Genomic DNA, 24,348 nt, shown 5'->3' with positions numbered 1-24,348 from the left:
CGAACCGCACACCGACGAGGAGCTACATCCGTATGGCGGATTCCAACGAGACCGTGACCATCGCGACCGGCGTGGGCGCACCCGGCTCCACCCTGCTGGGTATCGGCGCGTACCGCCCCGGTCGCGTGGTGAGCAACGAGGAGATCTGCGAGTCGATCGACTCGACCAGCGAGTGGATCTACGAGCGGTCCGGCATCCTCAACCGTCGCTTCGCCGGCGCGGACGAGTCGATCGTCATGATGTCCACCGAGGCCGCGAAGAAGGCCGTGGCCTCTGCCGGGATCGACCCCGAACTCGTCGACGCGGTCATCCTGTGCACGTCGACCAACTGGACGCAGGTGCCCCACGCCGCGCCCCAGGTGGCCACGAACCTCGGACGCAACGGCATCGCCGCGTTCGATCTCACCGCCGGCTGCGCCGGGTTCGGGTACGGCCTGGCGGTCGCGACGAACATGATCCGCGGCGGTGCCTCCCGGTACGTCGTGGTGATCGGTGTGGAGAAGATGAGCGACGGCATCGACTTCACCGACCGCAACACCTCGTTCATCTTCGGCGACGGCGCCGGCGCGGTCGTGGTGGGCCCGGCAGAGACCAACGACATCAGCCCGGTGGTCTGGGGCTCCGACGGCGAGCAGGGCAGCGCCATCAGCCAGACCAAGGACTTCAAGGCGTACGTCGACGAGGTCGACTCCGGCGCTGAGGACGTCCGTCAGCCCTTCCTCACCATGAACGGGTCCAAGGTGTTCCGCTGGGCCGCCGTGCAGGTGTCGAAGGTGTGCGCCGAGACTCTGGAGACGGCCGGGGTGACCGCGGAGCAGATCCAGGCATTCGTCCCGCACCAGGCCAACGGCCGCATCAACTCGGCGATGGCCAAGCACCTCGGCCTGCCCGACACCGTGGCGATCGCGAACGACATCGAGCAGACCGGCAACACCTCGGCCGCCTCGATCCCGCTGGCCATGGAGACCATGCTGCGCGAGGGCCAGTCCAAGCAGGGCGACGTCGCACTGTGCATCGGGTTCGGCGCCGGCCTCTCCTACGCCGGCCAGGTCGTCCGACTCCCCGCGGCCCCGCCCGTCGACTGATGGCCCGGGCGTCCCTCCCGGGGCCTCCCGAGGCCTCCCCGCGTGCAAGGGAAGGCCTCGGGAGGGACGCCAACTAGACGTGGGTTCATGAGAAAGTGACCTCATGCACATGTTTCTTTCCCGGCGCGTCACGCGCCGCCTGGTCGCCGGTGCCGTCGCGGCCACCGCCGCCCTGCTGTCCCTGCTGGTGGCGGCCCCCGCCGGGGCCACGCCCGCCATCCCCGGACCCGTCGCGCCTCAGGCCTCCCCGGTCGAGCTCGCCGCCGGGTCGGCGCAGACGCTGGGGGGCACCATCGCCGGCCAGGTCACCGGCACCGGGATGGGTCCGACCGTCCTGTCGGGGGCGGGCACCGGCCCGTCCAAATACGTGGCGCTGGGCGACTCCTACGCCGCCGTCGGCAGGATCGCGCCCGGCGCGTGGGGGGCCGGTCCCGTCGCGTGCGTGCGCACCGACGACGCCTACCCCACCGTGGTGGCCCGCGAGCTGGGGGTGGGCACGTTCGTCAACGCCAGCTGCGGTGGCGCGGTGGCCGACGACTTCCTCGCGGTCGGCCGGACCGGGGCTCCTCCCCAGTTCGACGCCCTCGACGCCGATACCGACCTGGTGACCATGACGATCGGCGGTAATGACGTGGGCTTCGCCGCCGTGATCGTGGCGTGCGCCCTGCGGCCCAACACCGCACCCGAGCTGTTGCCGCTCGTCGACGGCGCGACGGCGAGCCTGTCGAAGGGCTTCGATCCCACCGCCGGGTGCTCGGACGTCATCGACCGCCAGGCCGCCCGCGCGCTCGCGGATCTGGATCAACGCATGGACGCGGTGTACGCCGGGATCGCCGAGCGTGCGCCGCAGGCCCGCGTGGTGACAGTCGGGTACCTGGCAGCGGTGCCCGCGGACGACCGGATCATCGAGCAATCCCCGGCCTGCGCTCCGTTCATGGCGATCAGCCGGGAGGAGCGGGCCAAGGTCCGCGGCTTCCAGGACAGCATCAACCGCGTCGTCCGCGACGCCGCCGAGCGCAACGGCGCCACCGTCGTGATCCCCGATGAACCGGGCCACTCGATGTGCACCCCGCCCGAGAACCGCTGGGTGGACTTCACCGGGCTGGTCACGGGCGCGGTGCCGGTCCATCCGACCACCGCCGGCCATGCGCACGTCGCGGATCGGGTGCTCGCCGCGCTGGGCGATGCCTGAGTCCGGTCACGTCACCTGACGACTGTCCAGTTGGGCCCAATTCGGTAACGAAGCGGCGTCGATGAGAGAACATAGAGCTCATGCTCACCACTCCTCGGCGCCGCTTCGCCGGTTCCCGCACCCTCACCACCTCCCTCGCCCTGGCCGCGTCCGTCGTCCTCACGGCCGCACCCGTCGCTGGTGCCCAGTCCACCACCCAGGCGGACGGCACGATCGCCGTCAGCTCCCTCGGCTCGACGGAGACCGCACCCGGCAGCGTGTCCGGCTCCCTCGGTTCGCTGGCCACTCCGGCCTACGCCGAGTACGTCGCCCTCGGCGACTCCTACGCCGCGTTCGGCGACCAGACGGAGCCCGTGGTCACGGACGGCCCCGACGCCCGGTGCGGTCGTAGCCTGACCAATTACCCGAATGTGCTGGACCTGAACCCGGCGGTTGGTGAGCTGGTTGACGTCACCTGCGGCGGGGCGATCATCCCCAGCCTTACGGGGTTCCAGTACGACGGGGTCCCCGCCCAGCTGAATGCTCTCGACGCGGGGACGGATCTTGTGACGCTGTCGATCGGCGGCAATGACGTCGGCTTCGGCACGATCGTCAACTGCATCACCAAGCAGGACGACTACGCCACCGTCCCCAGTTGCCGGGAGGAACTCGACGACGAGATCACCGCCGCCATCGACACTGTCTTCGGCGCGGGCGTCGAGGAGGACGTCCCGGTCGCGACGAAGGTCGACACGATCTACGCCCTGATCGCCAAGCGGTCCCCCGGCGCGACGGTCGTCGCGACCCAGTACCTGCCGCTCATGCCCGCAGAGGGAGAGAGCTGCGCGTTCACCGAGCGGCTCGTCCCGGACGACGTGAAATGGGCCCGCGAGGTGACCGCGAAGATCAACGCCGCCGTCGACGCCGCCGCCGTCCGCAACGGTCACGTCTCGGTCCTGCCCGTCGACCCCACCGTGGACCGCAGTGCGTGCGGCGCCGCCGATGAGCGCTGGACCGACTTCCTCGGCGGGGCCCCGACCGGCGCCTACCCGATGCACCCCACGGCCCTCGGCCAGCAGGCCATGGCCGACGCGATCGCCGCGGCGATCTGACCGCCGCCACCCCGGTACGACCACAGCCGCCCCTGGGGAGGGCGTCTGGCGCGCACCGAAGCGCGCGCCAGACGCCACGCCCGCGGGCGGCTGCGTCGTGAGGCGGGCGGCTTGCTCGTGAGGCGGGCGCCCGTCAGCCCTCGAACAGCCCCTGCCCCACGTACCCGCCCTCCGGCGCGCCGGGCGGCAGCGCGAACACAGCCGACCCGATCGGGATGGTCCACGTGTTGAGCGCGTCCTGCTCGGCGAGCCGCCGCTGAACCGGCACGTAGGTGCGCACCGGGTCGGCCTGATAGGCGGTGAACAGCAACCCGGAGTTGCTGATCTCGCCGCCCTCCGGCGGGTCGTCGTAGTTGTACGGCCGCCGCAGCATGGCCTCGCTCCGGTCGAGCTGCCGCGCCCGCGCGATGTGGGACTCCGCCGGGATCACCGGAAGGCCCACCTCGTCGATCGCCTCGAAGTCGGCCGGGTCGTGCTCGTGCACCCCGGTCAGCGGCGCGCCGGTGTCGAGCCGCCGGCCGACGCTCAGCTCGCGTGAGGTGCGGTCGATCTCCTCCCAGGTGTCCATCGTCATGCGGATCCGCCGCAGCACGAGCGAGGACCCGCCCCGCATCCACCGCTGGACCTGCCCGTCAGAAGAGGTGCCGTCGGAGAACAGGATCTGATCGAAGTCCACGTCCTGCTCGGTGGGGTTGACGGTGCCGTCGATCTGCCCGAACAGATTGCGCTGGGTGCGCCCGGTCGGGTCGGTGCCGACAGCTTTGCGGAAGCCCCGCTGCACCCACTTCTGCCGCGCCACGCCCCGCACACCTGAGGCCAACACCCGGGCGGCGTGGGACACGATCACCGGGTCGTCGGCGCAGATCTGCAGCAGCAGGTCCCCCTCGGACCACCGGTCCTCGAGCTTGTCGATCTGCGGGAACGCCGGCAGCTGCGCCAGCCACGTGGGCCGCTCCTCCGGCATCCCGATCGCGTCGAACAGCCCGGGCCCGAACCCGATGGTCACCGTGAGCCGCGCCGGATCCTCGGCGAGTTCGGGTTCGAGGTCCGCGAGTCCGCCTCGCCCCCGGGTGAGCCGGGCGGCGTCCTGGGACCACGCCCGCAGGACTCCCTGGATCTCCGTGCGGGTCGCCCCCGGGACGATGTCGAACGCCACGAACGCGGCATGCGATTGCGGTCGCGTGGTGATGCCGGCCTGGTGCGGGCCGTGGAACGGTTCGGTGGCGGCCCCAACGACCCGTGAGTCGGCGACCGCCGCCCAGTCTCGGATCACCTCGTCGTCGTCGACGACACCTCGACCCACGTACCCGGCGGCACCGCCCATGGCAGCCCCACCGACGACGCCGGCACCCACCGCCGCGACGCCGCCGCCGAGCACCGACCGCCGGGACAGACCGCGACGGGCCTGCTCAGCCATCGTGGCTCGTGCCCCCGCTCATCTCGCCGTGACCGCCGCCGACGTACTCCTCTTCCCCGCCCTGGAAGTCGCGGGCGGAGACGGTGACGTCCTGCTCGGCGCCGTCGAACTCGAGGGTGAGGGTGATCTGCTGGCCGGTGGTGATGGGGCGCCCCAGCTCCATGAGCATGATGTGGTTGCCGCCGGGCTCCAGGACGAGCTCACCGCCGGCGGGGATCACGAAGCCGTCCTCGCGTTCCTGCATCATCATCCCGCTGCCACCGGGGACGGTCTCGTGCAGTCCGGCGCTGCCGCCGAGATCGCTCTCGACACCGATCAGGTGCAGGTCGGTGTCGCCGGGGTTGGTGATGGTGCCGAAGACGCCGGTCATCTCCGTGCCGGTGGCCTTGGCCCATCCGTCGTCGAAGGTGACGGTCGTGGAGGCTGCGGAGTCGGCGGTGTCGGCCGCGGCGGCGGGAGTGGCGGCGGTCGTGGTGTCGGTGTCGTTGGTCGCGCAGGCGGTGGTGGTGAGGGCGAGCGCGAGTGCGGAGGCCGCGACGAAGGCGGCACGGGTGTGGGTACGCATGGTGTGGGAGTCCTCGGTGTGGTGTGTGTGATCGCCCGGCAGCGCGGGGCGCGTACCGGTGCGGGTGGTCGTCACACGGCCACGGGCGGCGCGCGGGTTCCCCCGCGGGCCAGGAGGAACCGTCCGCGGGGGGTGTCGGCGTCGTAGGACGCCAGGAGTCGGGCGACGACGACGAGGTGGGCCGTCTCCACCATGGGCGGTATCCGAGCCGCCAGCCAGGACAGGGTCCCGGAGAGGATCGCGACGAGCGCGAGCGTGACGGCGATCGCTGCCAGGTGGGCGCCCAGCATTCCCGGGGTGAGTAGTGCTGCCGCGGAGGATGCCGGGGCGGGGCCGACTCCGTCCATCGCGGCCCGGAGCGCTACGGGGTCGGTGGTGTGGTGGCCGAGTGCCCCGGTCGTGCCGGCTGTGCCGTGCGTGTGCCCGCTGGCCAGCACGAGGTGGACGAGCCCCTGTCCCGCGATTAGGCCGGCCGCGGCGGTGAGGACGGGGGCCCGGCGGCGGGCGACGGCGGCGGTCACCACTCCGACCCCGGCGCTCGCGGACGCGACGGAGAGAATCTGGCCAACCGTGGGCGGACCCGCGAGCGCGCCGGCGGCGAGTCCGTGGGCGCTGATGCCGAACACACCGCTGACCAGCGCCACCACGATGCCGACGACCGCGGTCACCGCGGGCGGGACCTCGGCGCGGAGGCGGTCGGCGGACATGCCCCGATTCTATGCCCCGGGGGGTGTGGCGGGCTATCCGGAGGTGGCGCCCTCGGTGGTGGTGACGATGCGGGCGCGTTCCTCGTCGGCGAGCCCGGCGTCGATCCGGGCGAGCATGTGGGGTCGCATCTCTGGCAGGTCGTCGACGGCAAACCAACGGACGTCGGCGTTCTCGCCGTCGGCCGGGTGGGGGTCGCCGCCGAGGTAGGTGCAGGCGAAGGTGTGGTCGATGTACTGGGCTTGGTCGCCGTTGTCGTAGGTGACCATGCGGGAGACGCCGATGGAGGCGACGCGGTCGACGCGGATGCTCACGGCGGCTTCTTCGTGGGCCTCGCGGACGGCGGCGTCGGCGGGGTGTTCGCCGGGGTCGACGATGCCGGTGACGGGGGTCCACCAGCCGTTGTCGCTGCGCCGGACCAGGAGCACGCGGGCTGCGTCGGGGTCCCGGATGACGGCGGTCGCTCCGGCCAGCCACAGCGGGGCGGTGCCCACGTGCTTGCGGAGTTCGAGGACGAAGTCGGGGGTGGCCATGTCCGAGAGCGTATCCGCGGGGCCGAAATGGCGGATCCCCCGCCGACCGTGTGGTCGACGGGGGATCGCCGGAGTGCTATCCGGTTGCTGACTCAGTCAGCGTGGATGGGGCAGAACCTCAGTTCTGCTCCTCCTCGGGCTCGCACTCATCCTGCTCCATGGAGCCGTTGCTCTTGAGGAAGTCGATGGCCTCCGGGGGGAGGTTGCAGACGAGGCCCACGTTGATCTCGGGCAGCGGCGGGAGGTTGACGCCACCGGAGACGGCGAGGCCGATGCCAATGCCGGCAGCAGCGAGCGAGCCGACAGCCAGGACGGTGCCGGCGTCGGAGCCGTTGATGTTCGTGACCGAGTCACCGGTCTTGGATCCGCTCAGCGAATCCGACTTGAGGGAATCCGACTTCAGCGAGTCACTCTTGAGAGAGTCCGACTTCAGCGAGTCACTCTTCAGCGAATCCGACTTGAGGGAGTCAGACTCCAACGAGCCGACGAGCTTTCCATCTTGGTCCAACGATCCCAGGGTGAGGGCGATCGCGGCGAGAGATCCCGTCGGGTTGCCGTCCTCGCCGATAGAGCCCGTCTTGAGCGAATCCGACTTCAGCGAATCCGACTTCAGCGAATCCGACTTGACGGAATCCGACTTCAGCGAATCCGACTTCAGCGAATCCGACTTGACGGAATCCGACTTCAGCGAGTCACTCTTGAGAGAGTCCGACTTCAGCGAGTCACTCTTGAGAGAGTCCGACTTCAGCGAGTCACTCTTCAGCGAATCCGACTTGAGGGAATCCGACTTCAGCGAGTCACTCTTCAGCGAGTCACTCTTCAGCGAGTCACTCTTCAGCGAGTCACTCTTGAGGGAGTCCGACTTCAGCGAGTCACTCTTGAGAGAGTCCGACTTCAGCGAGTCACTCTTCAGCGAATCCGACTTGAGGGAGTCAGACTCCAACGAGCCGACGAGCTTTCCATCTTGGTCCAACGATCCCAGGGTGAGGGCGATCGCGGCGAGAGATCCCGTCGGGTTGCCGTCCTCGCCGATAGAGCCCGTCTTGAGCGAATCCGACTTCAGCGAATCCGACTTCAGCGAATCCGACTTGACGGAATCCGACTTGACGGAATCCGACTTGACGGAATCCGACTTCAGCGAATCCGACTTGACGGAATCCGACTTCAGCGAATCCGACTTGAGGGAATCCGTCTTCAGCGAGTCACTCTTCAGCGAATCCGACTTCAGCGAATCCGTATCCGGAGCGGTCCCCAGCGAATCGGAGGACAGCGTGGGCAGCTTGGAAGATTCCCCACCGGACGAATCGGCTCCAGCATTGATGGCGAGGCCGAGGGCGGCCGAGCCAACCACTGCACCAACGCCGAGACCGAGCTCAACGCTCTGCGCGTTGGCGACGCCCGGCATGGACCCGAGCGCTAGTCCGGAGGCCGCGATGACCGCGAGCATCCGCTTCGAGTTCTTCATAGGAAATGCCTTCCTGTTGTCGTTGACGACGCGGCGATTCGGAATCTCCCCCTGCTCGCCGGCCCGGCACGTGGCCTTGACCACCCGCCGTTCGATCGTGTCATCACCTTATCGAGGTAATACTCAGGGCTGTTACACCACGTTCGTACATGACACAGCAACACACCGACGATGGGCAGTCGGCCAACCGCGCAGCTAGACGCGATAGCGGACGTCCCCCAGGCGTTCTCCCGCATCGACCTCGGCATATGCGAAAGTTAAGAAATAAGCGGGCGCTAACCAGATTACTGCGGAACGTCGATCGGTGAGTTTAATCACACATTCGGGTGACGACGTCGGAGAGTGGGCGAGCCGAGCACGATCCATTCGAATCTGAGGTTAACCTCGCATTATCCCCAACCTTCAGGAGCGTCATGGCATCGAGCACCACCGGAGTCCTCTTCCCCACCGATTCCTCCGGGAACCGCTCGACAGGACGGCTGGCCAAGGACGTCGTCGCCGACGCACTCGCCACCGTGGACCCGGCGGCCTCCGAGCGCGTCCACCGGATCAAGGACTGGCGTAAGGGCTACATCGAGCCCTTCACCGAACTCGTCAGCGCCGGGGTGTCCGACCCGGCGGCCTGGGACGGTGTCGCGCGTGCCGCACTCGAGTCGCTGCAGTCCCGCATGGTCGGCGTACACGAGACAGCCGGGCAGTCCGTGGAGACCCCGATGACGGACTACCTCGCCGTCGTCGCCCCCACCGCCACCCCGACGACCGACACGATCCAGGGCACCGCGACCCCGGTCCGCGAGCTGTCCATCCCCTTCCGCGGCGAGGAACTGACCGGCGACCTCCTGCGCGCCCGGCTCGACAAGTGGGTCGCGGCCGGTGTGATCGAACCCAGCTGCGCCGACGCGCTGAAGCTGGTCCAGGACAACCCCCAGTGGCTCTCCCTGCCCGGCCGCGCCATGCTCGTCCTGGGCCTGGGCTCGGAGATGGGGCCCGCCCTCCGCCTCCTTCAGTGGGGCGCCGACGTGATGGGCGTCGACCTGCCGTCGAGCCCCGCGTGGGATCGCTTCCGCGGAGAGGCCCCGACGTTCGCCGGGCGCCTGCACGTCCCCACCGGGCCGGACGGCCGCCCCGGCATCGATCTGCTCACCCAGCTCCCCGAACTCGCGGCATGGGCCAGGGCCGCGGCCCCCGCACCGCTCACCGTCGGCAGCTACTTCTACGCGGACGGCGGAACCCACGTCCAGCTCTCCTCCGCGGCGGACGCCCTCGTCGTCGACCTCCTCCGCGACAACACCGCCAACGCGCTCGCCTACCTCGCCACCCCGATGGACACCTTCGTCGTCCCCGCCGACGTGCGGGACGCCGCCAACGCGGCACTCGCGTCGCGCAAGATCACCGACGTCAAGCGACTCGTCGGTTCCGTCGCCCGCGGCAAGGTCTTCGCCCGCAACTACCCCGCCGGCCACGGCCCGGCGGTGCACGACGCCCTCGTCCCCCAGCAGGGCCCCAACTACACCCTGGCCAAGCGCGTACAGCGCTGGCGCGCCACCACCGCGTTCGCCGACGGACACACCGTCTCGGTCAACGTCGCCCCCGCCACCGACACCCACTCGGTGACCAAGAACAAGATCCTCGCGGCCACCTACAAGGGCGCCTACGCCTTCGGCATCGAGATCTTCGCGCCCGACACCTCCGCCGCCCTGCTCGCCGCGCTGATGGTCCACGACCTCAACGTGGGCCGGCCGCAGGTGGACGTCCAGTGGCAGCACGAGTCGTCGGGAGCGGCATCCGGCGGACTGTGGCGTCAGCCGTACCTGCCGCGGACCGCCCTGCCGGTGGCCGCGCTGATCGGTACCGTCAAGAGGTAGGAACACGCACCGCACCGCCGCCGGGACACCTGACACCGAGACATCTAAGGACGCCGCCATGCCGAACCCCTTCGCCAAGGGCTGGAACTACCTCAAGGCCTCGCTGGACAAGTCGGTCGACGACAACGCGGACCCCAAGATCCTCGTGCACCAGGCGATGAACCACGCGCGCGACCAGCACAAGTCGGTGTCCGACCAGGCGGCCGCGGTGATCGGCAACGCCAAGCAGCTCGAGATCGCCATGGGCACCAAGACGCGGCAGCTCGACGAGGTGCAGGGACAGATCCGACAGACCCTGCAGGTGGCCGAGCAGGCGCGCGCGGAGGGCGACACCTCCCGCGCCCAGCAGTTCGACACCCAGGCCGAGCAGCTCGCCGGGCGGCTGGTGGCACTGGAACAGGACCTCGACCACACCAAGCAGCTGCACGGCCAGGCCGTGCAGGCCGCAGAGCAGGCCAAGCAGGCGGTGAAGGAGTCCGAACAGCGGCTGCGCGAGACACTGGCGCAGGAGGATCAGCTGCTCCTGCAGGCCACCCAGGCCGAGATGCAGCACCGGACCACCGAGTCCATGAGCTCCCTGCAGGGCGCCGGCGGCGGCAACTCCCCGACCTTCGACGAGATCCGCGCCAAGATCGAGGGCCGCTACACCACCGCACTGGGCAAGCAGGAGCTCGCCGAGGCGACCGGCGCAACATCGACCGCACAGCTCGACGCCGCCGCGTTCACGCGCGAATCCGAGGGCAAGAGCAAGCTCGAGCAGATCCGCGCCTCGATGGGGCTCGACTCGGGCTCCGACTCCGGTGCCGACCGCCAGCTCACCGGAGGCGAGGGGCAGTCCGGGTCGCCGGCGGGGTCGCCGGCGGCGTCGTCCACCGGCCAGGCCGGGGCGCCCGGCCAGGCGGACCCGGAGGCCCCGAGAGACCCCGACGAGGCGACCGACCAGCCGAGCCCCGAGGACCTCTCCGGCCCCACGCTCCCCCGGGACACCAGGGAGTAGCCCCGGGCTATCGGCGAAGGAGTCGCCATGACCGCCACACCCCGGGCCTCCGGATACCTCGCCCCGTCGGGCGCCGTGGTGTTCCCCCGCCGGCTGCCCATGTCCCGTGACCAGGCGTGGGCGGCCGTCACCGATCCGGCCCGCACCGCACGCTGGATCGGGTCGTGGTCGGGCGACCCGGCGTCGGGCACCGTCGAGATGACGATGTGCGCCGAGGAGGGCTCACCCGCAGAGACCGTTGAGGTACTACGGTGTGAGGCGCCGAACCTCGTCGTCGTCAGGATCGGACCGGACGGCTGGGTGGTCACCGTGCGCATCGAGGGCGACGACGACGAGGTCACCATCTCCCTGGAACAGGACATCGCGGACGCCGAGTCCGCGTCCGACATCGGTCCCGGGTGGGACTTCTATCTGGACCGGTTGGTCGAGGCCGAGGCGGGCCGTGATCCGGAGGCCCTGCGCTTCTCTCCCGACTACCACCCCGCCCTGGCCGACCACTACCGGGCGTTGCTGCGCGGCTGAGACGGTAGGTCCCGCTGCGGTCTTCGACTGCGCGCCCTCCACCTGTTTTCGCAGTTGAGAGCCTCATGTCGGACCCCCCTGCTAGTGTTCCCTCAATCGAACACACAGGCGAATCAGGGTCGTGCGGTCAACCGCCGGCAAGGGGGTGCACATGCGGGAGACGACTACCGGGGATGATGCCGGAGCTGTGGCCGGCAGTCCCGCCGTCACCGCCGCCAGCTCCGCAGCCCTGGCGGCACTGCACGCCGAGAATCGCGCGGCCGCCGCCCGGCTGCGCGCCTGCCACGACCTGTGGGCCACCTGCCGCGAGGAACAGGAACTGCGCGACATCGCCGCCGGCTACGGCCCCGGCCTGGACCAACGCCCCGAACACGCCGTCATCGACCCACTGACCATCGCCACAAGTGAGGTCGTCGCCGCCTACGGCGTGCACCACAACCGCGCCCGCAGCCTGCTCACCCTGGCCATCACCCTGGTCACCAAGTTCCCCTGTCTCGTCGAGGCCATGGACACCGGCCACCTCGACGAGGCCACCGCCACCCTGCTCGCACGCCACATGCGCACCGTGGACTCCCTGCACCGCGACGACGTCCACCGCGAGGTCATCGACTGGCTCCTGGCCGCCCTCGCCGCCGGCAGGCGCCCCGGACGCGACGCGATCCTGTCCCACACCGACCGCATCATCGCCGCCCACGACCCCGACGGCGTACGCCTGCGCCGCACCGCCGCGGTCCGCGAACGCCGCGTCACCCTGCGCCGCGCCCCCGACGGCATGGCCGACCTCACCGCCCACCTCACCGCCACCGAAGCCTCCGCCATCCACACCCTGCTGCAGACCAGGGCCACCGCCCAACGCCACCGCGACACCCGCACCCGCGTCGAGACCACCCGCCGCCACGGCGCCGACACCCTCGACACCGACACCATCCGCAGCATGGACGAACTGCGCGCCGACGCCCTCGTCACCGCCCTCCTCGGCCACCCCAGCACCGACACCGACGCAGGCAGGGGCGCCGGGGCGGGCGGGGTCGCGGGTGCGGGTCACCGCCCGCCGGCCACCCAGATCCGCCCCACCATCACCGTGCTCGCACCCCCCGGCCCCGACGGCGAACCCGAGGTCTACCTCCCCCGAGGCGGCCCGGCCACCATCGACGCCCTCATCGAACTACTCACCCGCAGCACCGGCGCCACCATCACCGTGCCCGACACCGCACCCGGCGCCGCAGACACCCCCCACCACGCCCACCGCTACCGCATCAGCGACCGACTGGCCCACCGCATCCGCCTACGCGACGGCACCTGCCGCCACCCCGGCTGTTCCGTCCCCGCCGACGCCTGCGACATCGACCACGTCCGCCCCTTCAACCACACAGACCCCACCGCCGGCGGCCCGACCCTCGAGAACAACCTCGCCGCCATGTGCCGCAACCACCACCGCTTCAAAACCTTCCACAACTGGCACTATCAACTCGCCCCCGACGGCACCCTGACCATCACCACCGACACCGGACACACCCTCACCACCCACCCCGACGGCCCCCTCGCCCGCTGGCGCCGCCACACCACCGAGACCGACACCGGGGCTGCGACCGACACCAGGGCCGGGGCCGGCAGCGACGCCGACATCCCACCTCCACGCCGCCCCTGGCTCGACCCCCGACCCCAGAGCACCCACTGGTACCGACGCGCCCTACGCCTGGCCGCCGAGCGCAAAGCCAACGCCATGGCCCCACCACCAGACACCCCACCCGACCACCACCACGACCCCGACCCACCACCCTTCTGACCGGCCAGGCGGGAAGGCGTCAGCGGTGCTTGAGAAGGACTGCCCGGATCCCCTCGTGGAACCCGTCTCGCAGGCGAACCCGCTGGGCTTCCGTCAGGGTGAACTCGTTGAGCATCTGGCAGGCGAACTGCAACAACGGGCGGTCGATCCCCGGGGGAAGCACACCGCCCGAGAGGAGATGCGCCTGGTCCCGCTGACTCTCTGTGGCGGCCCGCTCGTACCACCACGTGGCGTACTGCTGGCCCACGTCGAAGGGGGTCTGCTCACCGGACGAGGTCCAGACCTCGTCAGGGAGCGGCACGAACTTCGACCGCAGCGGCCGACGATGGGGCGCCATCATCGACGGGTTCGGCCGGGACGACCCGTTGGGCTCCGCGCCGGGGTCCGAGGGCTTCTGGACCGAGCCCGCGAACTGGGGAGCGACCCGGGAGGACTGCGCCGGGGGCTGGGGGCCCGGGTGCGACCCGGCGGCCTCGGCAGCCTCGGGGGACGCCTCGGCCGGGCTGGGCGGCCCGGGCTCCCCCGCCTTCTCGGTCTTTTCTGCCTTCTCTGACTTCTCCGCCTCGTCGGTCTGTTTGGCCAACTGCGCGGGCGACGGCCCCGGATTCTGTGCACTCTCGGGCTTCGACGACGCGCCAGGCGTGGGACCCTCACCGGCCGTCGGCTGTTCGGCCGATTTCGGCGCGGAACCCCCGGCCTCCGGCGCAGGGGGCTCGGACTCGACCCTCGCCGCGCACTCCTGCTCGTCCGCCGCCAACTCCTCCGCATCGGCGGCGCGTTCCTCCTCGGCGGCGGTGAGGCGGGTCTCATCAGCCACCGAGGTGGCCGAGGCGCGATCCGAGCGCAGGACGACGTCGGCCATGCCCACCGACTCTTCGGTCTCGTGGGCGTCCTCCCCCGGATGCACCGGGGGAGCCGTCGGGGTCCGGACCTTCGGGGGGATGGGGCCCTCGAGAACCCTGATCTGCATCGCGTCGTGGAAATCGGTGCGGGGATCGAGCACGGTCGTGGTGTCGCAGGCGTGCCGCAGCGCGGAGGAGATCGAGTCCCAGCCGAAACCCACGAGGTGCATACGGACACCGGCGTCCACCGCGACCCGCACGCCGGGGATCATGTCGGCATCCCCGGTGACCAGGACCATGTCCGAACACTGGCCCTTGTAGGCGGCCTGGATCATGTCGGCGACGAGGAGGGTATCGACCGCCTTCTGGGTTCGTCTCTCACCCCACTCGATCAACTGGCCGGCGCGCAGCTGCACGCCCTCGATCACGCGCAGGGTGCGCTGATACCGGTGCGGGCCGGAATCCGGGATGCCGTCGTACCAGTTCTGGCGCTGGACCGGCTGGTCCACCAGACCGTGGGCTACATGGTCTAAACGGTGCACGACCGTGGCCAGGGATATCTCCAACTGGCCGCGCGCACCCTCCTCCCACGAGTTGTAAAAGCTAGCCAGTAGATACGAGGTATCCACGAGGACCAGAGTCCGTTCAAGCATGATGATCACTACCTGTTCTGATTGTCTACGTTGACTTCCAGCATGCCGCAGGGCGGGCGGCCCCGCAGGGTCCGCCGCCGAACCACGTCAGGAGCCCCGATGTCGCAAGCCGTCCCCACCCAGGCCGATCTGAGCGGAAGGGTCGTGCTGGTCACCGGTGCCGCGCGCGGCCAGGGTCGCGCACACTGTGAGGCGTTCGCCGCCGCCGGCTGTGACGTGATCGCTCTCGACCTGTGCCGGGACATCGAGACGGTCCCCTACCCGATGGCCAATCCGGAGGACCTCGAGGCCACCGCCGAGGCCGTTCGCGCGCTCGGCCGGCGCTGCATCACCGGGGAGGTGGACGTGCGGGACCTCCCCGGCATGCGTGCAGCCGTTGACGCCGCGGTCGCCGAGCTGAGCGGCCTGGACTTCGTGGTGGCCAACGCCGGGGTCTCGCCCCAGCCGGCCGCGTCCTGGGAGCGGAGCGAGGAGGAGTGGGACACGACGCTCGACATCAACCTCAAGGGCACGTGGGTGACGACGACGGTGGCAATCCCGCACATCCTGGCGACCGGGCGCGGCGGCTCGGTCGTGCTGATCAGCTCGATGGTGGCCTTGCGGGGCGGCTCCTTCACCGCCAGCTACGGGACGTCCAAGTGGGCCGTGCGGGGACTCGCCAAGGCGCTCGCCGGCGAGCTCGGGTTCTCAGACGTCCGGTGCAACTCGATCCACCCCGGCAACGTCCGCACGCCGATGATCGAGAACCCGTCGATGATCGCCATGATGTCGGGCGGACAGGGCACCACGCTCGAGGACACCGCGGAGACCTTCAGCGGTATGAACCAGATGCCGCAGCCGTGGGTCGAGCCGTCGGCGATCGCCTCCATGGCCGTCTATCTGTGCAGCGACGCGGGCGCGGGCATCACCGGCGCCTCCATTCCGATCGACCTGGGTGGCAGCGAGAAGTTCGGCCTCTGAACCGGCGGGCCCGGCCGCTGCCACCACCGCCCCCCCGACCGGATCGACCGGATGAAACGCGGCAGCCCGCCCCTCGATCGAGGGGCGGGCTGCCGCGGAGATCACCGGGCGATGAACCCGGCGCTCGTGACGATCAGACCGACTCGGGAGTGCCCGCGGGAGCGGTCGGACGGGGAACGCTGATGGTCGAACCGGTGGCGGTCCACACCAGCGACCAGAAGATGTCGATGACCGGCTGGATGGCCTGCAGGAAGATGTCGTTGGCGTTGCTCATGATGTGTCCCCTCGTAATTACTGCTGCGTACTGAGTCGTACTGCGGTATCGGGCGTTGTGTCTGTACCCCTCGTGACGCCATCTATGTCGTCACTGACCCGCTCGACGTTACACAACCGTGATGTCCGGCGTGACATCGTCGGCTCCCCACGCAGGCCACGTGCAGGCCACGCGCGCAACGGCGCCGGAAAATAGATTTCGGCCACACCACAACTGGGCGACGATCGATCAGCCCACCGCACATCAAAATTGTGACCCACGCAACCGAACCTACCTACGCGACCGTAAGTTACGGTACCGTAGCTTCATGGCCATCACCGACATCCCGGAATTCGCGCACCTCACCGAGACCGACATCGAAGCCCTCGGCGCGGAGCTCGAGCAGATCCGTCAGGACATCATCGGCTCCCTCGGCGAGCGAGACGCCACCTACATCCACAACACGATCCGTTTCCAGCGGGGACTCGAGATCGCGGCCCGTGCACTGCTCCTCGTGGGCTCACGCAACCGCACGGCCTGGGCGATCGGCGCAGGCACCCTCGGGGTCGCCAAGATCGTCGAGAACATGGAACTCGGCCACAACATCATGCACGGGCAGTGGGACTGGATGAACGACCCCGAGATCCACTCCACCACCTGGGAGTGGGACATCGTGGGCACCGCCGAGCACTGGAAGCAGACCCACAACTACATCCACCACAAGTACACCAACATCGTCGGCCTGGACGACGACGTGGGGTACGGCGTTCTCCGGGTGACCCGCGACCAGCGTTGGCACCCCTTCTTCTACGGGAACATCGCCTACAACGCGGCCCTCGCGCTGCTGTTCCAGTGGGGCGTGGGTATCCAGCACCTCGAGCTGGGCAAGGTCGCGAAGGGTCGTGACGACCGTCGCGAGACCATGAACAAGCTCTCGCTCTTCGCCAAGAAGGCCGGCCGTCAGCTCGCCAAGGACTACGTCTTCTTTCCGCTGCTGTCCGGCAAGGGGTGGAAGTCCACCGCCACCGCCAACCTGGTCGCCAACGGGATCCGCAACGTCTGGACCAACGCGGTGATCTTCTGTGGCCACTTCCCCGACGGTGCCGAGAAGTTCACCAAGAAGGACGTGGAGAACGAGACCCAGGCCGAGTGGTATCTGCGGCAGATGCTCGGCTCCGCCAACATCACGGGCGGTCCGGTGGTCGACTTCATGTCCGGCAACCTGTCGTACCAGATCGAGCACCACATCTACCCGGACATGTCGTCCAACCGCCTCGCGGAGGCGTCCATCCGGGTGCGCGAGGTGTGCCGCAAGTACGACCTGCCCTACGTGGCCGGTCCCCTGCCGGTGCAGTACTTCAAGACCTGGCGGACCATCGCCAAGCTGTCGCTGCCCAACCACATGCTGCGCGACACCACTGACGACGCGCCGGAGACCCACTCCGAGCGGATGTTCGCCGACCTGCCCAAGCCGCTGCCGTCCGTGGAGGGTCAGCGGGCGGGCCTGAAGACCGCACTGCAGCACCACCGCGCCACGCGGCGGGCCCGCAAGGTCGCCGCCGTGGCCTGACCAGCGGCCGCACGATTGACGCCAGGGACGCCCCGGCACCGGATACCGGTGCCGGGGCGTCCGTGATTCCGACGCCCTCGGCCCCGTACGGCGATAGGCTGTCGCTCGAGTCGGCGGGTCCCGTCGACGTCCGGCACTACACCGGTCGAACTGAATGTCCGTGGAACACGACGACGGGAGCCCCCATGGAGGACCGGCGCATGCTCATCGCCGATTCCGCGATCGAGGTCGTGGCGAGGGACGGGGTCCGTGCCCTCACCCACCGCGCCGTGGACTCGGAGGCGGGATTGCCGTCGGGCTCCACCTCCTACTACTGCCGCACCCGTGCGCAGTTGCTCACCCTCACCGTCGACCGGCTCACCTCGCTGCTGAGGGGATACGTCGAGGTGTCGGGGATCCAGGAACTGGCGTCCTCCGACGCCGACGACGTACTGGGGATGCTCACGCGCATGGTCGACGGGTTGTTGGTCGACTACCGCGGTGAGCTGGCGGCCAGGTCGGCGTTGGTCGTCGAACTCGCCGGCAAGGAGGACACCACGGACCTCGTGGCCGCCCTGCTCGATCCGAGCGACCTCGTCGGCGCGCTCGACGCCGCCGGGTTGCGCGACCCGGCCACAGCCGCACTGGACCTGTTGACCGTGTATGAGGGCCTGCTGTGGGAGCGCACGGTCGGCAGGCTGGCCGGCGTCGAGGTCGACCAGAAGCACGACGCCGAGGTGCTGGGCGCGGTGCTCGCCCGACACGAGCACCGCGGTCCCCGCAACCTCTTCGGCCTGCGCCGCTAGCGCGGGTGTCGCCCGGCCCGCGGGCGACCCCCGCGGGCGACCCCCGCGGGCGACCCCCGCACCTAGTCCGAGATCGCCTCGAGGGGGTCGGTCTTGGCGGCCCGGTGCGCGGGCCACAGCGACGCCAGGACCCCGACGACCGCCGAGGCCGCCAGCACGATCCCGATGCTGCCCCACGGGATGGTCGTCTCCGTCAGGCCACTGTCGGCGAGCACGGTGACGAACGCCCAGCCCAGGTAGACGCCCACCGCCGCGCCGATCAACGCGCCGAACACCGCGATCTGCGTGGACTCGAGGTTGATCGTGCGGCGGACCTGCGAGCGCTGCATGCCCACCGCGCGGAGCATCCCGATCTCGGTGCGACGCTCGATCACCGACAGGGCGAGGGTGTTGACGATGCCCAGGACCGCGATGACCAGCGCCAGCCCCAGCAGCGCGTAGATGATCGTCAACAGCTGGTCGATCCCGCCGGTCTGGGTGTCGATGTACTGCTGCTTGCTCTGGACCATCGCGATGGGGATGTCGGTGAGCTCGTCGGTCACCGCCGCGAGGACCTCGTCCTCGCCCACCCCGTCGTCCGCCGCGACGAGCACGTTGAAGGTCGACCGCAGGTTCTCCGGCACCAGACGTTCGTAGACGTCCATCCCGGTGTAGAACTGCCCGAGGATCTGGGAGTCCTCGTAGACGCCGGTGACCCGGAGGGTGCTCTCACTGCCGTCGGGCCCGACGAGTGGCACGGAGGCGCCCATCGTCCATCCCTTGTCCCTGGCGACGGTCCGGGACACGACGAGCGAGTCGGGGCCGGGGTCGAGCGACCCGTCGACCACGGTGGCGTCGATCATCTCCCCGACGGGTCCGCCCGCGGCGGACAGCGCCTGCGGTTCCCCGGCGAGCTGGGCGAACGCGAAGGCCAGCCAGGCCACGTCGCCGACCTCGTCCACGTCCGCGATCCGCTGCTCGATGCCGCCGGGCAGCGGGGTCGGCGGCCCCTGGGAGGCCACGCCCTGGACCACGACATCGGCGTTGATGTCCTGGTCGATGACGCCGCTGACGCTCTCCTTCGTGGTGGCACCGAGGGTTCCGAACGCCGCCACCAGGGTCAGTCCCAGCGTGAGCGCGAACGCCGTCGCGGCGGTCCGGCGCGTGTTGCGTCCGGCGTTGGTGGCGGCGAGCTTGCCGACCGCGCCGAACGGCGCGCCGATCACCCTGCCGATGCCACCGGCGATGGGCTTGGCGAGCGCGGGCATCACCAGGAAACTGCCGATGATCAGCGCGGCCGCGCCGACACCGACCGTGATCGCACCGTCCCGGGTCGTCTCCTGCCAGGTGCCTATCACCGCGAGCATGAGGCCGCTCACCACGGCGAACAGGCCGACGGAAGTGCGCCATCCGCCGCCGGCCTCGGTGGAGGCCGCGCCGACACGCATGCCCTGTACGGGGGCGACGCGTCCGGCGCGTCGGGCGGGCGCCCAGGCGGAGAAGACGGTGACGACGAAGCCCAGCACCAGCGGCGTGATGACCGACATCGGGGTGAGCGAGAGGGCTCCGGACGGGATGCCCAGGTCGAAGGCCTCGAGCACCACGAAGATCAGCTGGGCCAGGCCGAATCCCGCCATCACACCGATCACGGATCCGATGAGCCCGGTGACGGCGGCCTCTGCCATCACCGATCGTGTGAGCTGCCCGCGGGAGGCGCCGATCGCGCGCAGGAGGGCGAGCTCCCGCAGTCGCTGGGCGACGAGCATGGAGAAGGTGTTGTAGATGATGAACGTGCCGACCAGCAGCGCGATCAGACCGAAGGCGACGAAGAAGTAGTTGATGAAGTCGAGGACGGTCGACAGTTGCTCGGACAGCCGCTCCTTGACCTCCTCGCCGGTCCGGACCTCGTAGTCGGGGAACTCGGCCGCGATGGTGTCGCGGACCTCCTCCTGATTCACGCCCGGTTCCGCGCGGACGGAGACGTTGGAGGCGTTCTCGCCGTCGGTGAACAGGGCGCGGGCGCGTTCCTCGGAGAACCCGACGCCCACGTACCCGCCGATGTCGGTCTCGTTGGCGTAGGCACCCACGACGGTCACGTCGAGGACGCCCTGCCCGGTGGTGTAGACCTCGGCGGTGTCGCCGACGGCCAGGCCGGCGGCGGTGAGCACGGTCTCGGGGAGGACGACCTCGTCGTCGGCGGCGGGGGCGCGACCGTCCGTGATCCAGCTGCTCTCGCCGACCGCGTCGTCGGGATCGATCCAGGCCAGGCCCTCGGACGGCGCGCCGCCGGACTGGTACGGGGTGCCGTCGGCGTTGAACAGCACCACGGTGCCGGACACGCCGGGCATGGCCGCCTGGACGCCCGGCAGCTCGAGCACCTGCTCGGCCACCTCGAACGGCACACCGGCCCCGCGGGGGTCCTCGGGTTCGATCATCGCGGCGAGGTCCGCGGTGCCCTGGTCGAGCAGCCCGTCGAAGGTGCTCTTGAGGGTGGAGGTGAAGACCAGCGAACCGGTGACGAACGCGGTGCCCAGGACCACCGCCAGCACGGACAGCACCAGGCGGAGTTTGTGGGCGGCGATGTTGCGCAGCGACACGCGCAGCATCGGGCGCGTGTGGCGCGGGGCGTGGGCGGACTCGTGTCGCCCCCCGCCGGCGGGTCCGGCGTGCCCGGAGGCGTGCCTGGCCGCCATCACCGCTCCTCGAGGGCGCCCATGGCCGCCAGGATCTCGTCGGCGGTGGGGTGGGTGAGCTCGCGGACGACCCGGCCGTCGGCGAGCAGCAGGACGCGGTCGGCGTAGGTGGCGGCGCGGGGGTCGTGGGTGACGATCACGACGGTCTGACCGAAGTCGTCGGCGGCGCTGCGCAGGATGGCCAGGACCTCGGCCGAGGAGGTGGAGTCGAGGTTGCCGGTGGGCTCGTCACCGAACAGGATGTCCGGGCGGCCGACCAGGGCGCGGGCGCACGCGACGCGCTGCTGCTGGCCGCCGGACAGCTCGGACGGCCGGTGCGAGAGCCGGTCGGCGATCCCCAGCCGGCCGATCACCTCGTCGAACCAGGCCCGGTCGATGCTGTGGCCGGCGATGTCCTGGGGCAGGGTGATGTTCTCCTCTGCCGTCAGGGTCGGGACGAGGTTGAAGGACTGGAACACGAATCCGATCCGGTCACGTCGCAGCGCCGTCAGTTCCTTGTCCGCCAGCCCCACGATCTCGGTCTCGCCGATCTGCACCGACCCGGAGGTCGGCCGGTCCAGTCCCGCCATGCAGTGCATGAGCGTGGACTTGCCCGAGCCGGAGGGGCCCATGATCGCAGTGAACCGTCCCCGTTCGAAGGTCGCGCTGACGTGGTCGAGTGCGCGGACCTCGGTCTCACCCTCCCCGTAGGTCATGACGAGGTCGGTGGCGACGGCGGCCGCGGAGTGCGGCTCTCCGTCGTGTTGGTGGGTCTCGGCCTGGGTGGTCATGTGCTCCCTCGGATCATGGTGGTCGATCTAAAGCTTGCAGGAATTCGGAGCGGATGCCGATGGGGGATTGCCCGGGTGTCCACCCTGATCCTGCTCGCGGGTCCAGGCGTCGAGGGTCCGCCGGGTGACGAACTCGCGTTTCTCGCCCGAGACGGGGTCGGTGAAGGCGATCGACGCGGCCAGCAGCTGGAGTGGTGTCGAGAAGTCACCGGGGGCCACGTCGAGCACACGGGGGTAGAGGTCGTCGCCGAGGATGGGGGTTCCGAGCGCGTTCATGTGCACGCGCAGCTGGTGGGTGCGGCCGGTGGTGGGTTCGAGCCGGTAGAGCCCGATCCGCCCGGCCCCGTCCCCACGGGTGCCCAGGAGGGTGATGCGGGTGTGGGCATCGGGCTCGCCGTCGACCTCGGCCGCCTGGAGGACGCCGCGGGTCTTGACGATCCGGCTGGACCGCTGCCGTTCGGTGGGGACCCCGTCGGGGGCGGTGGCGACCGCCAGGTAGGTCTTGGTGACCCGTCGGGCGGCGAAGAGTTCCTGGTAGGCGCCGCGGTGCGCGGGATCGACGGTGAAGACCAGGACGCCTGCGGTGAGGCGGTCGAGGCGGTGGGCGGGTGCCAGGTCGTCCAGCGCGAGGTCGCGCCGCAGCCGGACGAGCGCGGTCTCGGTGACGTGCCCCGCGCGGGGGGTCGTGGCGAGGTAGTGGGGTTTGTCGACGACGACGAGGCGGTCGTCCGCGTGTAGGACCTCGACCTCATACGGGACCGGGACCTCGGGCTCCGGCGTCCGGTACATCCACACGTCCATCCCCCGGTGCCGCCGGGTGGCGGCGGTGACCGGCGCTCCGTCGGCGGTGACGACCTGCCCCGCCTCGAGGGCCGCGGCGAGCTCGGCGAGCCGGTCGGGGAAGCGCCGGCGCAACTCCTCGGGGATGCTGCGGGGCCCCTGTCCGGGGTCGGCCAGCCGGATCCGGACCGGGTCCACCCCGTCGCGCAACGGGAGAGGCCGCCCGCGGCGCCTGGAGCTGGACATGTCCACGAGCCTAGACGGTGGGCTACACTCACTCGCGCACCATCTGTCCCACGCAACACTTTGGGAACCATCACCTTGAGATTTCGGGAGTGCCCATGATCGACGCCGTCGTCGACTTCTTCCTCTTCGGCCCGGGCCGCGCCGTCCTCCCGGCGTTCCAGGGCAGCTTCAACATGGCCTACCCGGCCAACGCCCCGTTCCCGGACCAGCTCTAGACGGCGCACTCCCAAACCGCGATCCGGTGTCGTATCCCGGCGGTAGGGTCGGGGCCATGGCTTCCCTCGAGAACACCGTCATCGTCGGCGTCGACGGCTCCGCCGCCTCCACCGGTGCGGTCGCGTACGCCGCCAACACCGCCGCCACCCGCCGTATCCCGCTGCTCCTCGTGACCAGCTACACGATGCCGGCCGCGATGTTCGCCGAGGGAATGATCCCTCCGCAGCCCGTCTACGACGAGCTGGAGCGGGAGTGCACACCCATCATCGAGAAGGCCCGGGAGACCGCGGCCAAGGTGGCGCCCGGCATCGAGGTGTCGCACGCGATCGTCGAGGGCAACCCCGCGCAGGTGCTCATCGACTACTCGCGCAAGGCCAAGCTCATCGTCCTGGGCTCCCGCGGCCTGGGCGGGATCAAGGGCATGGTGCTCGGCTCGGTGTCGGCGGCGGTGGCCAGCCACGCGTTCTGCCCGGTCGTGGTGACCCGGGAGGACACGGACGACCTGAACCGCAGCGGCCCGGTCGTCGTGGGGATCGACGGCTCCGAGGTCAGCGCCAAGGCCACCGAGTGGGCGTTCGCCGAGGCCTCCGCGCGGTCCGCCCCCCTCGTCGCAGTGCACACCTGGATGGATCCGCAGGTGCAGGCCGCGGCGGCCGGGATCTCCCTCACCGAGGACGACTGGAAGGAACTCGAGGAGCAGCAGCTCCAGACGTTGTCGGAGCGGCTGGCGGGATTCTCGGACCGGTACCCCGATGTCGAGGTGCAGCGGTTCGTCACGCGCGATCGCGCGGTCCGGGCGCTCGTCGAGCAGGCCGAGAACGCCCAGCTCGTCGTCGTCGGCTCCCACGGGCGGGGCGGGTTCACGGGCATGGTCCTCGGCTCCACCTCCCGGGCGCTCCTGCAGGCGGCCCCGTGCCCGGTGATGGTCGTCCGTCCGGAATCGCACTCATGAGCAGCGAGGACAACGTTCAGGTTCGGCGTGACACCGCCGCCGGGCGATTCGAGATCCTCGTGGACGACGTGGTGGCGGGTTTCGCCGACTATTCCGACGGCACGGACGGCGTCCGGGAGTTCCCCCACACGGTGGTCGCGTCCGAATTCGGTGGGCGCGGCCTCGCCGGGACGCTGGTCGGTGAGGCGCTGCAGGTGACCCGGGACGAGGGACTGCGGGTGCGCCCGTCGTGTTCGTTCGTCGCGGGATACATCCAAAAGCACCCCGAGGCCGCGGAGATGGCCTGAGGCCGCGGGGGGGTGGCCCGGCGGACACGAACCGGTAACGAGTGAGCGACGTTTAACGCCACTCGGCGCCCTACCGGAAGCATTCGTGTCGGTGTCGTGTTCTCCTGAGAGAGCGGCCCGTCCCGGGCCGAGTACGACT

Annotated in this window: 22 protein-coding genes; 12 read left to right on the top strand and 10 right to left on the bottom strand. The window is 70.1% G+C overall.

Annotated elements, in window-relative coordinates; all coding sequences use genetic code 11:
• Window positions 1-32: 32 nt before the first annotated feature.
• From G6R20_RS09770 to G6R20_RS09760, 3 genes are all read left to right on the top strand, one after another.
• The gene (locus G6R20_RS09770) at window positions 33-1,085 is read left to right on the top strand and encodes a beta-ketoacyl-ACP synthase III (protein WP_163376271.1); all 1,053 of its coding nucleotides are present in this window, start codon (window positions 33-35) and stop codon (window positions 1,083-1,085) included.
• Window positions 1,086-1,188: 103 nt separating this feature from the next.
• The gene (locus G6R20_RS09765) at window positions 1,189-2,277 is read left to right on the top strand and encodes an SGNH/GDSL hydrolase family protein (protein ID WP_163376270.1); all 1,089 of its coding nucleotides are present in this window, start codon (window positions 1,189-1,191) and stop codon (window positions 2,275-2,277) included.
• Between the two features lie 80 nt (window positions 2,278-2,357).
• Entirely contained in the window at window positions 2,358-3,368 is a 1,011-nt protein-coding gene (locus G6R20_RS09760) for an SGNH/GDSL hydrolase family protein (RefSeq protein ID WP_163376269.1), read from the top strand.
• A gap of 133 nt (window positions 3,369-3,501) precedes the next feature.
• Here the strand turns inward: G6R20_RS09760 and G6R20_RS09755 are convergent, their stop codons facing one another.
• The 5 genes from G6R20_RS09755 to G6R20_RS19000 all read right to left on the bottom strand — a co-directional run bounded on the left by G6R20_RS09755 (window position 3,502) and on the right by G6R20_RS19000 (window position 8,053).
• A complete protein-coding gene (locus G6R20_RS09755; RefSeq protein WP_163376268.1) occupies window positions 3,502-4,785 on the bottom strand; it encodes a Dyp-type peroxidase in 1,284 nt (427 codons plus the stop codon).
• A complete protein-coding gene (locus G6R20_RS09750) occupies window positions 4,778-5,350 on the bottom strand; it encodes a copper chaperone PCu(A)C (RefSeq protein ID WP_240341372.1) in 573 nt (190 codons plus the stop codon). The genes G6R20_RS09755 and G6R20_RS09750 overlap by 8 nt, the downstream gene beginning before the upstream one ends.
• Window positions 5,351-5,421: 71 nt before the next feature.
• Window positions 5,422-6,057 (bottom strand): hypothetical protein, encoded by a 636-nt coding sequence (locus tag G6R20_RS09745; RefSeq protein ID WP_173674792.1) that lies wholly within the window; start codon window positions 6,055-6,057, stop codon window positions 5,422-5,424.
• Window positions 6,058-6,090: 33 nt separating this feature from the next.
• Window positions 6,091-6,588, bottom strand: a complete 498-nt coding sequence (locus G6R20_RS09740; RefSeq protein WP_096906682.1) for an NUDIX domain-containing protein — start codon at window positions 6,586-6,588, stop codon at window positions 6,091-6,093.
• A gap of 118 nt (window positions 6,589-6,706) precedes the next feature.
• A complete protein-coding gene (locus tag G6R20_RS19000) occupies window positions 6,707-8,053 on the bottom strand; it encodes a hypothetical protein (RefSeq protein ID WP_275898242.1) in 1,347 nt (448 codons plus the stop codon).
• Window positions 8,054-8,466: 413 nt separating this feature from the next.
• On the opposite strand from G6R20_RS19000, the gene G6R20_RS09730 reads away from it, so the two are divergent.
• The 4 genes from G6R20_RS09730 to G6R20_RS09715 all read left to right on the top strand — a co-directional run bounded on the left by G6R20_RS09730 (window position 8,467) and on the right by G6R20_RS09715 (window position 13,223).
• A complete protein-coding gene (locus tag G6R20_RS09730) occupies window positions 8,467-9,918 on the top strand; it encodes a hypothetical protein (RefSeq protein ID WP_163376266.1) in 1,452 nt (483 codons plus the stop codon).
• A 58-nt stretch (window positions 9,919-9,976) separates the two neighbouring features.
• Window positions 9,977-10,915, top strand: a complete 939-nt coding sequence (locus G6R20_RS09725) for a PspA/IM30 family protein (protein ID WP_163376265.1) — start codon at window positions 9,977-9,979, stop codon at window positions 10,913-10,915.
• A gap of 27 nt (window positions 10,916-10,942) precedes the next feature.
• The gene (locus G6R20_RS09720) at window positions 10,943-11,437 is read left to right on the top strand and encodes an SRPBCC domain-containing protein (protein ID WP_163376264.1); all 495 of its coding nucleotides are present in this window, start codon (window positions 10,943-10,945) and stop codon (window positions 11,435-11,437) included.
• A 151-nt stretch (window positions 11,438-11,588) separates the two neighbouring features.
• Window positions 11,589-13,223, top strand: a complete 1,635-nt coding sequence (locus G6R20_RS09715; RefSeq protein WP_163376263.1) for an HNH endonuclease signature motif containing protein — start codon at window positions 11,589-11,591, stop codon at window positions 13,221-13,223.
• 19 nt (window positions 13,224-13,242) lie between these two features.
• Here the strand turns inward: G6R20_RS09715 and G6R20_RS09710 are convergent, their stop codons facing one another.
• On the bottom strand, window positions 13,243-14,718 hold the full coding sequence (locus tag G6R20_RS09710) for an NYN domain-containing protein (protein ID WP_163376262.1): 1,476 nt from the start codon (window positions 14,716-14,718) through the stop codon (window positions 13,243-13,245).
• A gap of 99 nt (window positions 14,719-14,817) precedes the next feature.
• Here G6R20_RS09710 and G6R20_RS09705 point away from each other — a divergent pair, with 99 nt between their 5' ends.
• Window positions 14,818-15,678 carry a mycofactocin-coupled SDR family oxidoreductase gene (locus G6R20_RS09705; RefSeq protein WP_163376261.1) on the top strand — a complete coding sequence of 287 codons (861 nt, stop codon included), beginning with the start codon at window positions 14,818-14,820 and terminating at the stop codon, window positions 15,676-15,678.
• A 133-nt stretch (window positions 15,679-15,811) separates the two neighbouring features.
• Here G6R20_RS09705 and G6R20_RS18495 read toward each other — a convergent pair whose 3' ends face one another.
• Window positions 15,812-15,952: a hypothetical protein gene (locus G6R20_RS18495; RefSeq protein ID WP_167492364.1), complete on the bottom strand. Its 141-nt coding sequence runs from the start codon at window positions 15,950-15,952 to the stop codon at window positions 15,812-15,814.
• A 307-nt stretch (window positions 15,953-16,259) separates the two neighbouring features.
• On the opposite strand from G6R20_RS18495, the gene G6R20_RS09700 reads away from it, so the two are divergent.
• A complete protein-coding gene (locus tag G6R20_RS09700) occupies window positions 16,260-17,501 on the top strand; it encodes an acyl-CoA desaturase (RefSeq protein WP_163376260.1) in 1,242 nt (413 codons plus the stop codon).
• Between the two features lie 185 nt (window positions 17,502-17,686).
• Window positions 17,687-18,286 (top strand): transcriptional regulator, encoded by a 600-nt coding sequence (locus tag G6R20_RS09695; RefSeq protein WP_163376259.1) that lies wholly within the window; start codon window positions 17,687-17,689, stop codon window positions 18,284-18,286.
• 62 nt (window positions 18,287-18,348) lie between these two features.
• On the opposite strand, the gene G6R20_RS09690 is transcribed toward G6R20_RS09695, so the two are convergent.
• The 3 genes from G6R20_RS09690 to G6R20_RS09680 are packed head-to-tail and all read right to left on the bottom strand — an operon-like array spanning window position 18,349 to window position 22,754.
• Window positions 18,349-20,958: an FtsX-like permease family protein gene (locus tag G6R20_RS09690; RefSeq protein WP_240341371.1), complete on the bottom strand. Its 2,610-nt coding sequence runs from the start codon at window positions 20,956-20,958 to the stop codon at window positions 18,349-18,351.
• Window positions 20,958-21,728 carry an ABC transporter ATP-binding protein gene (locus G6R20_RS09685; RefSeq protein ID WP_163376258.1) on the bottom strand — a complete coding sequence of 257 codons (771 nt, stop codon included), beginning with the start codon at window positions 21,726-21,728 and terminating at the stop codon, window positions 20,958-20,960. The genes G6R20_RS09690 and G6R20_RS09685 overlap by 1 nt, the downstream gene beginning before the upstream one ends.
• Window positions 21,729-21,755: 27 nt before the next feature.
• Window positions 21,756-22,754, bottom strand: coding sequence for a pseudouridine synthase (locus G6R20_RS09680; RefSeq protein WP_163376257.1), 999 nt, complete (start codon window positions 22,752-22,754; stop codon window positions 21,756-21,758).
• A 271-nt stretch (window positions 22,755-23,025) separates the two neighbouring features.
• Here G6R20_RS09680 and G6R20_RS09675 point away from each other — a divergent pair, with 271 nt between their 5' ends.
• Together G6R20_RS09675 and G6R20_RS09670 are read left to right on the top strand one after the other, a co-directional pair.
• Complete coding sequence (locus G6R20_RS09675) at window positions 23,026-23,922, top strand: universal stress protein (RefSeq protein ID WP_163376256.1); 897 nt, start codon at window positions 23,026-23,028, stop codon at window positions 23,920-23,922.
• Entirely contained in the window at window positions 23,919-24,209 is a 291-nt protein-coding gene (locus G6R20_RS09670; protein WP_163376255.1) for a GNAT family N-acetyltransferase, read from the top strand. The genes G6R20_RS09675 and G6R20_RS09670 overlap by 4 nt, the downstream gene beginning before the upstream one ends.
• Window positions 24,210-24,348 lie beyond the last annotated feature (139 nt).

The organism is Dietzia sp. Alg238-R159 (genome assembly GCF_900537145.1).
GTDB classification, from domain to species: domain Bacteria; phylum Actinomycetota; class Actinomycetes; order Mycobacteriales; family Mycobacteriaceae; genus Dietzia; species Dietzia kunjamensis.
The sequence above is the reverse complement of the archived record's forward strand: the minus strand, read 5'-3'. Positions and strand labels throughout refer to the sequence as shown.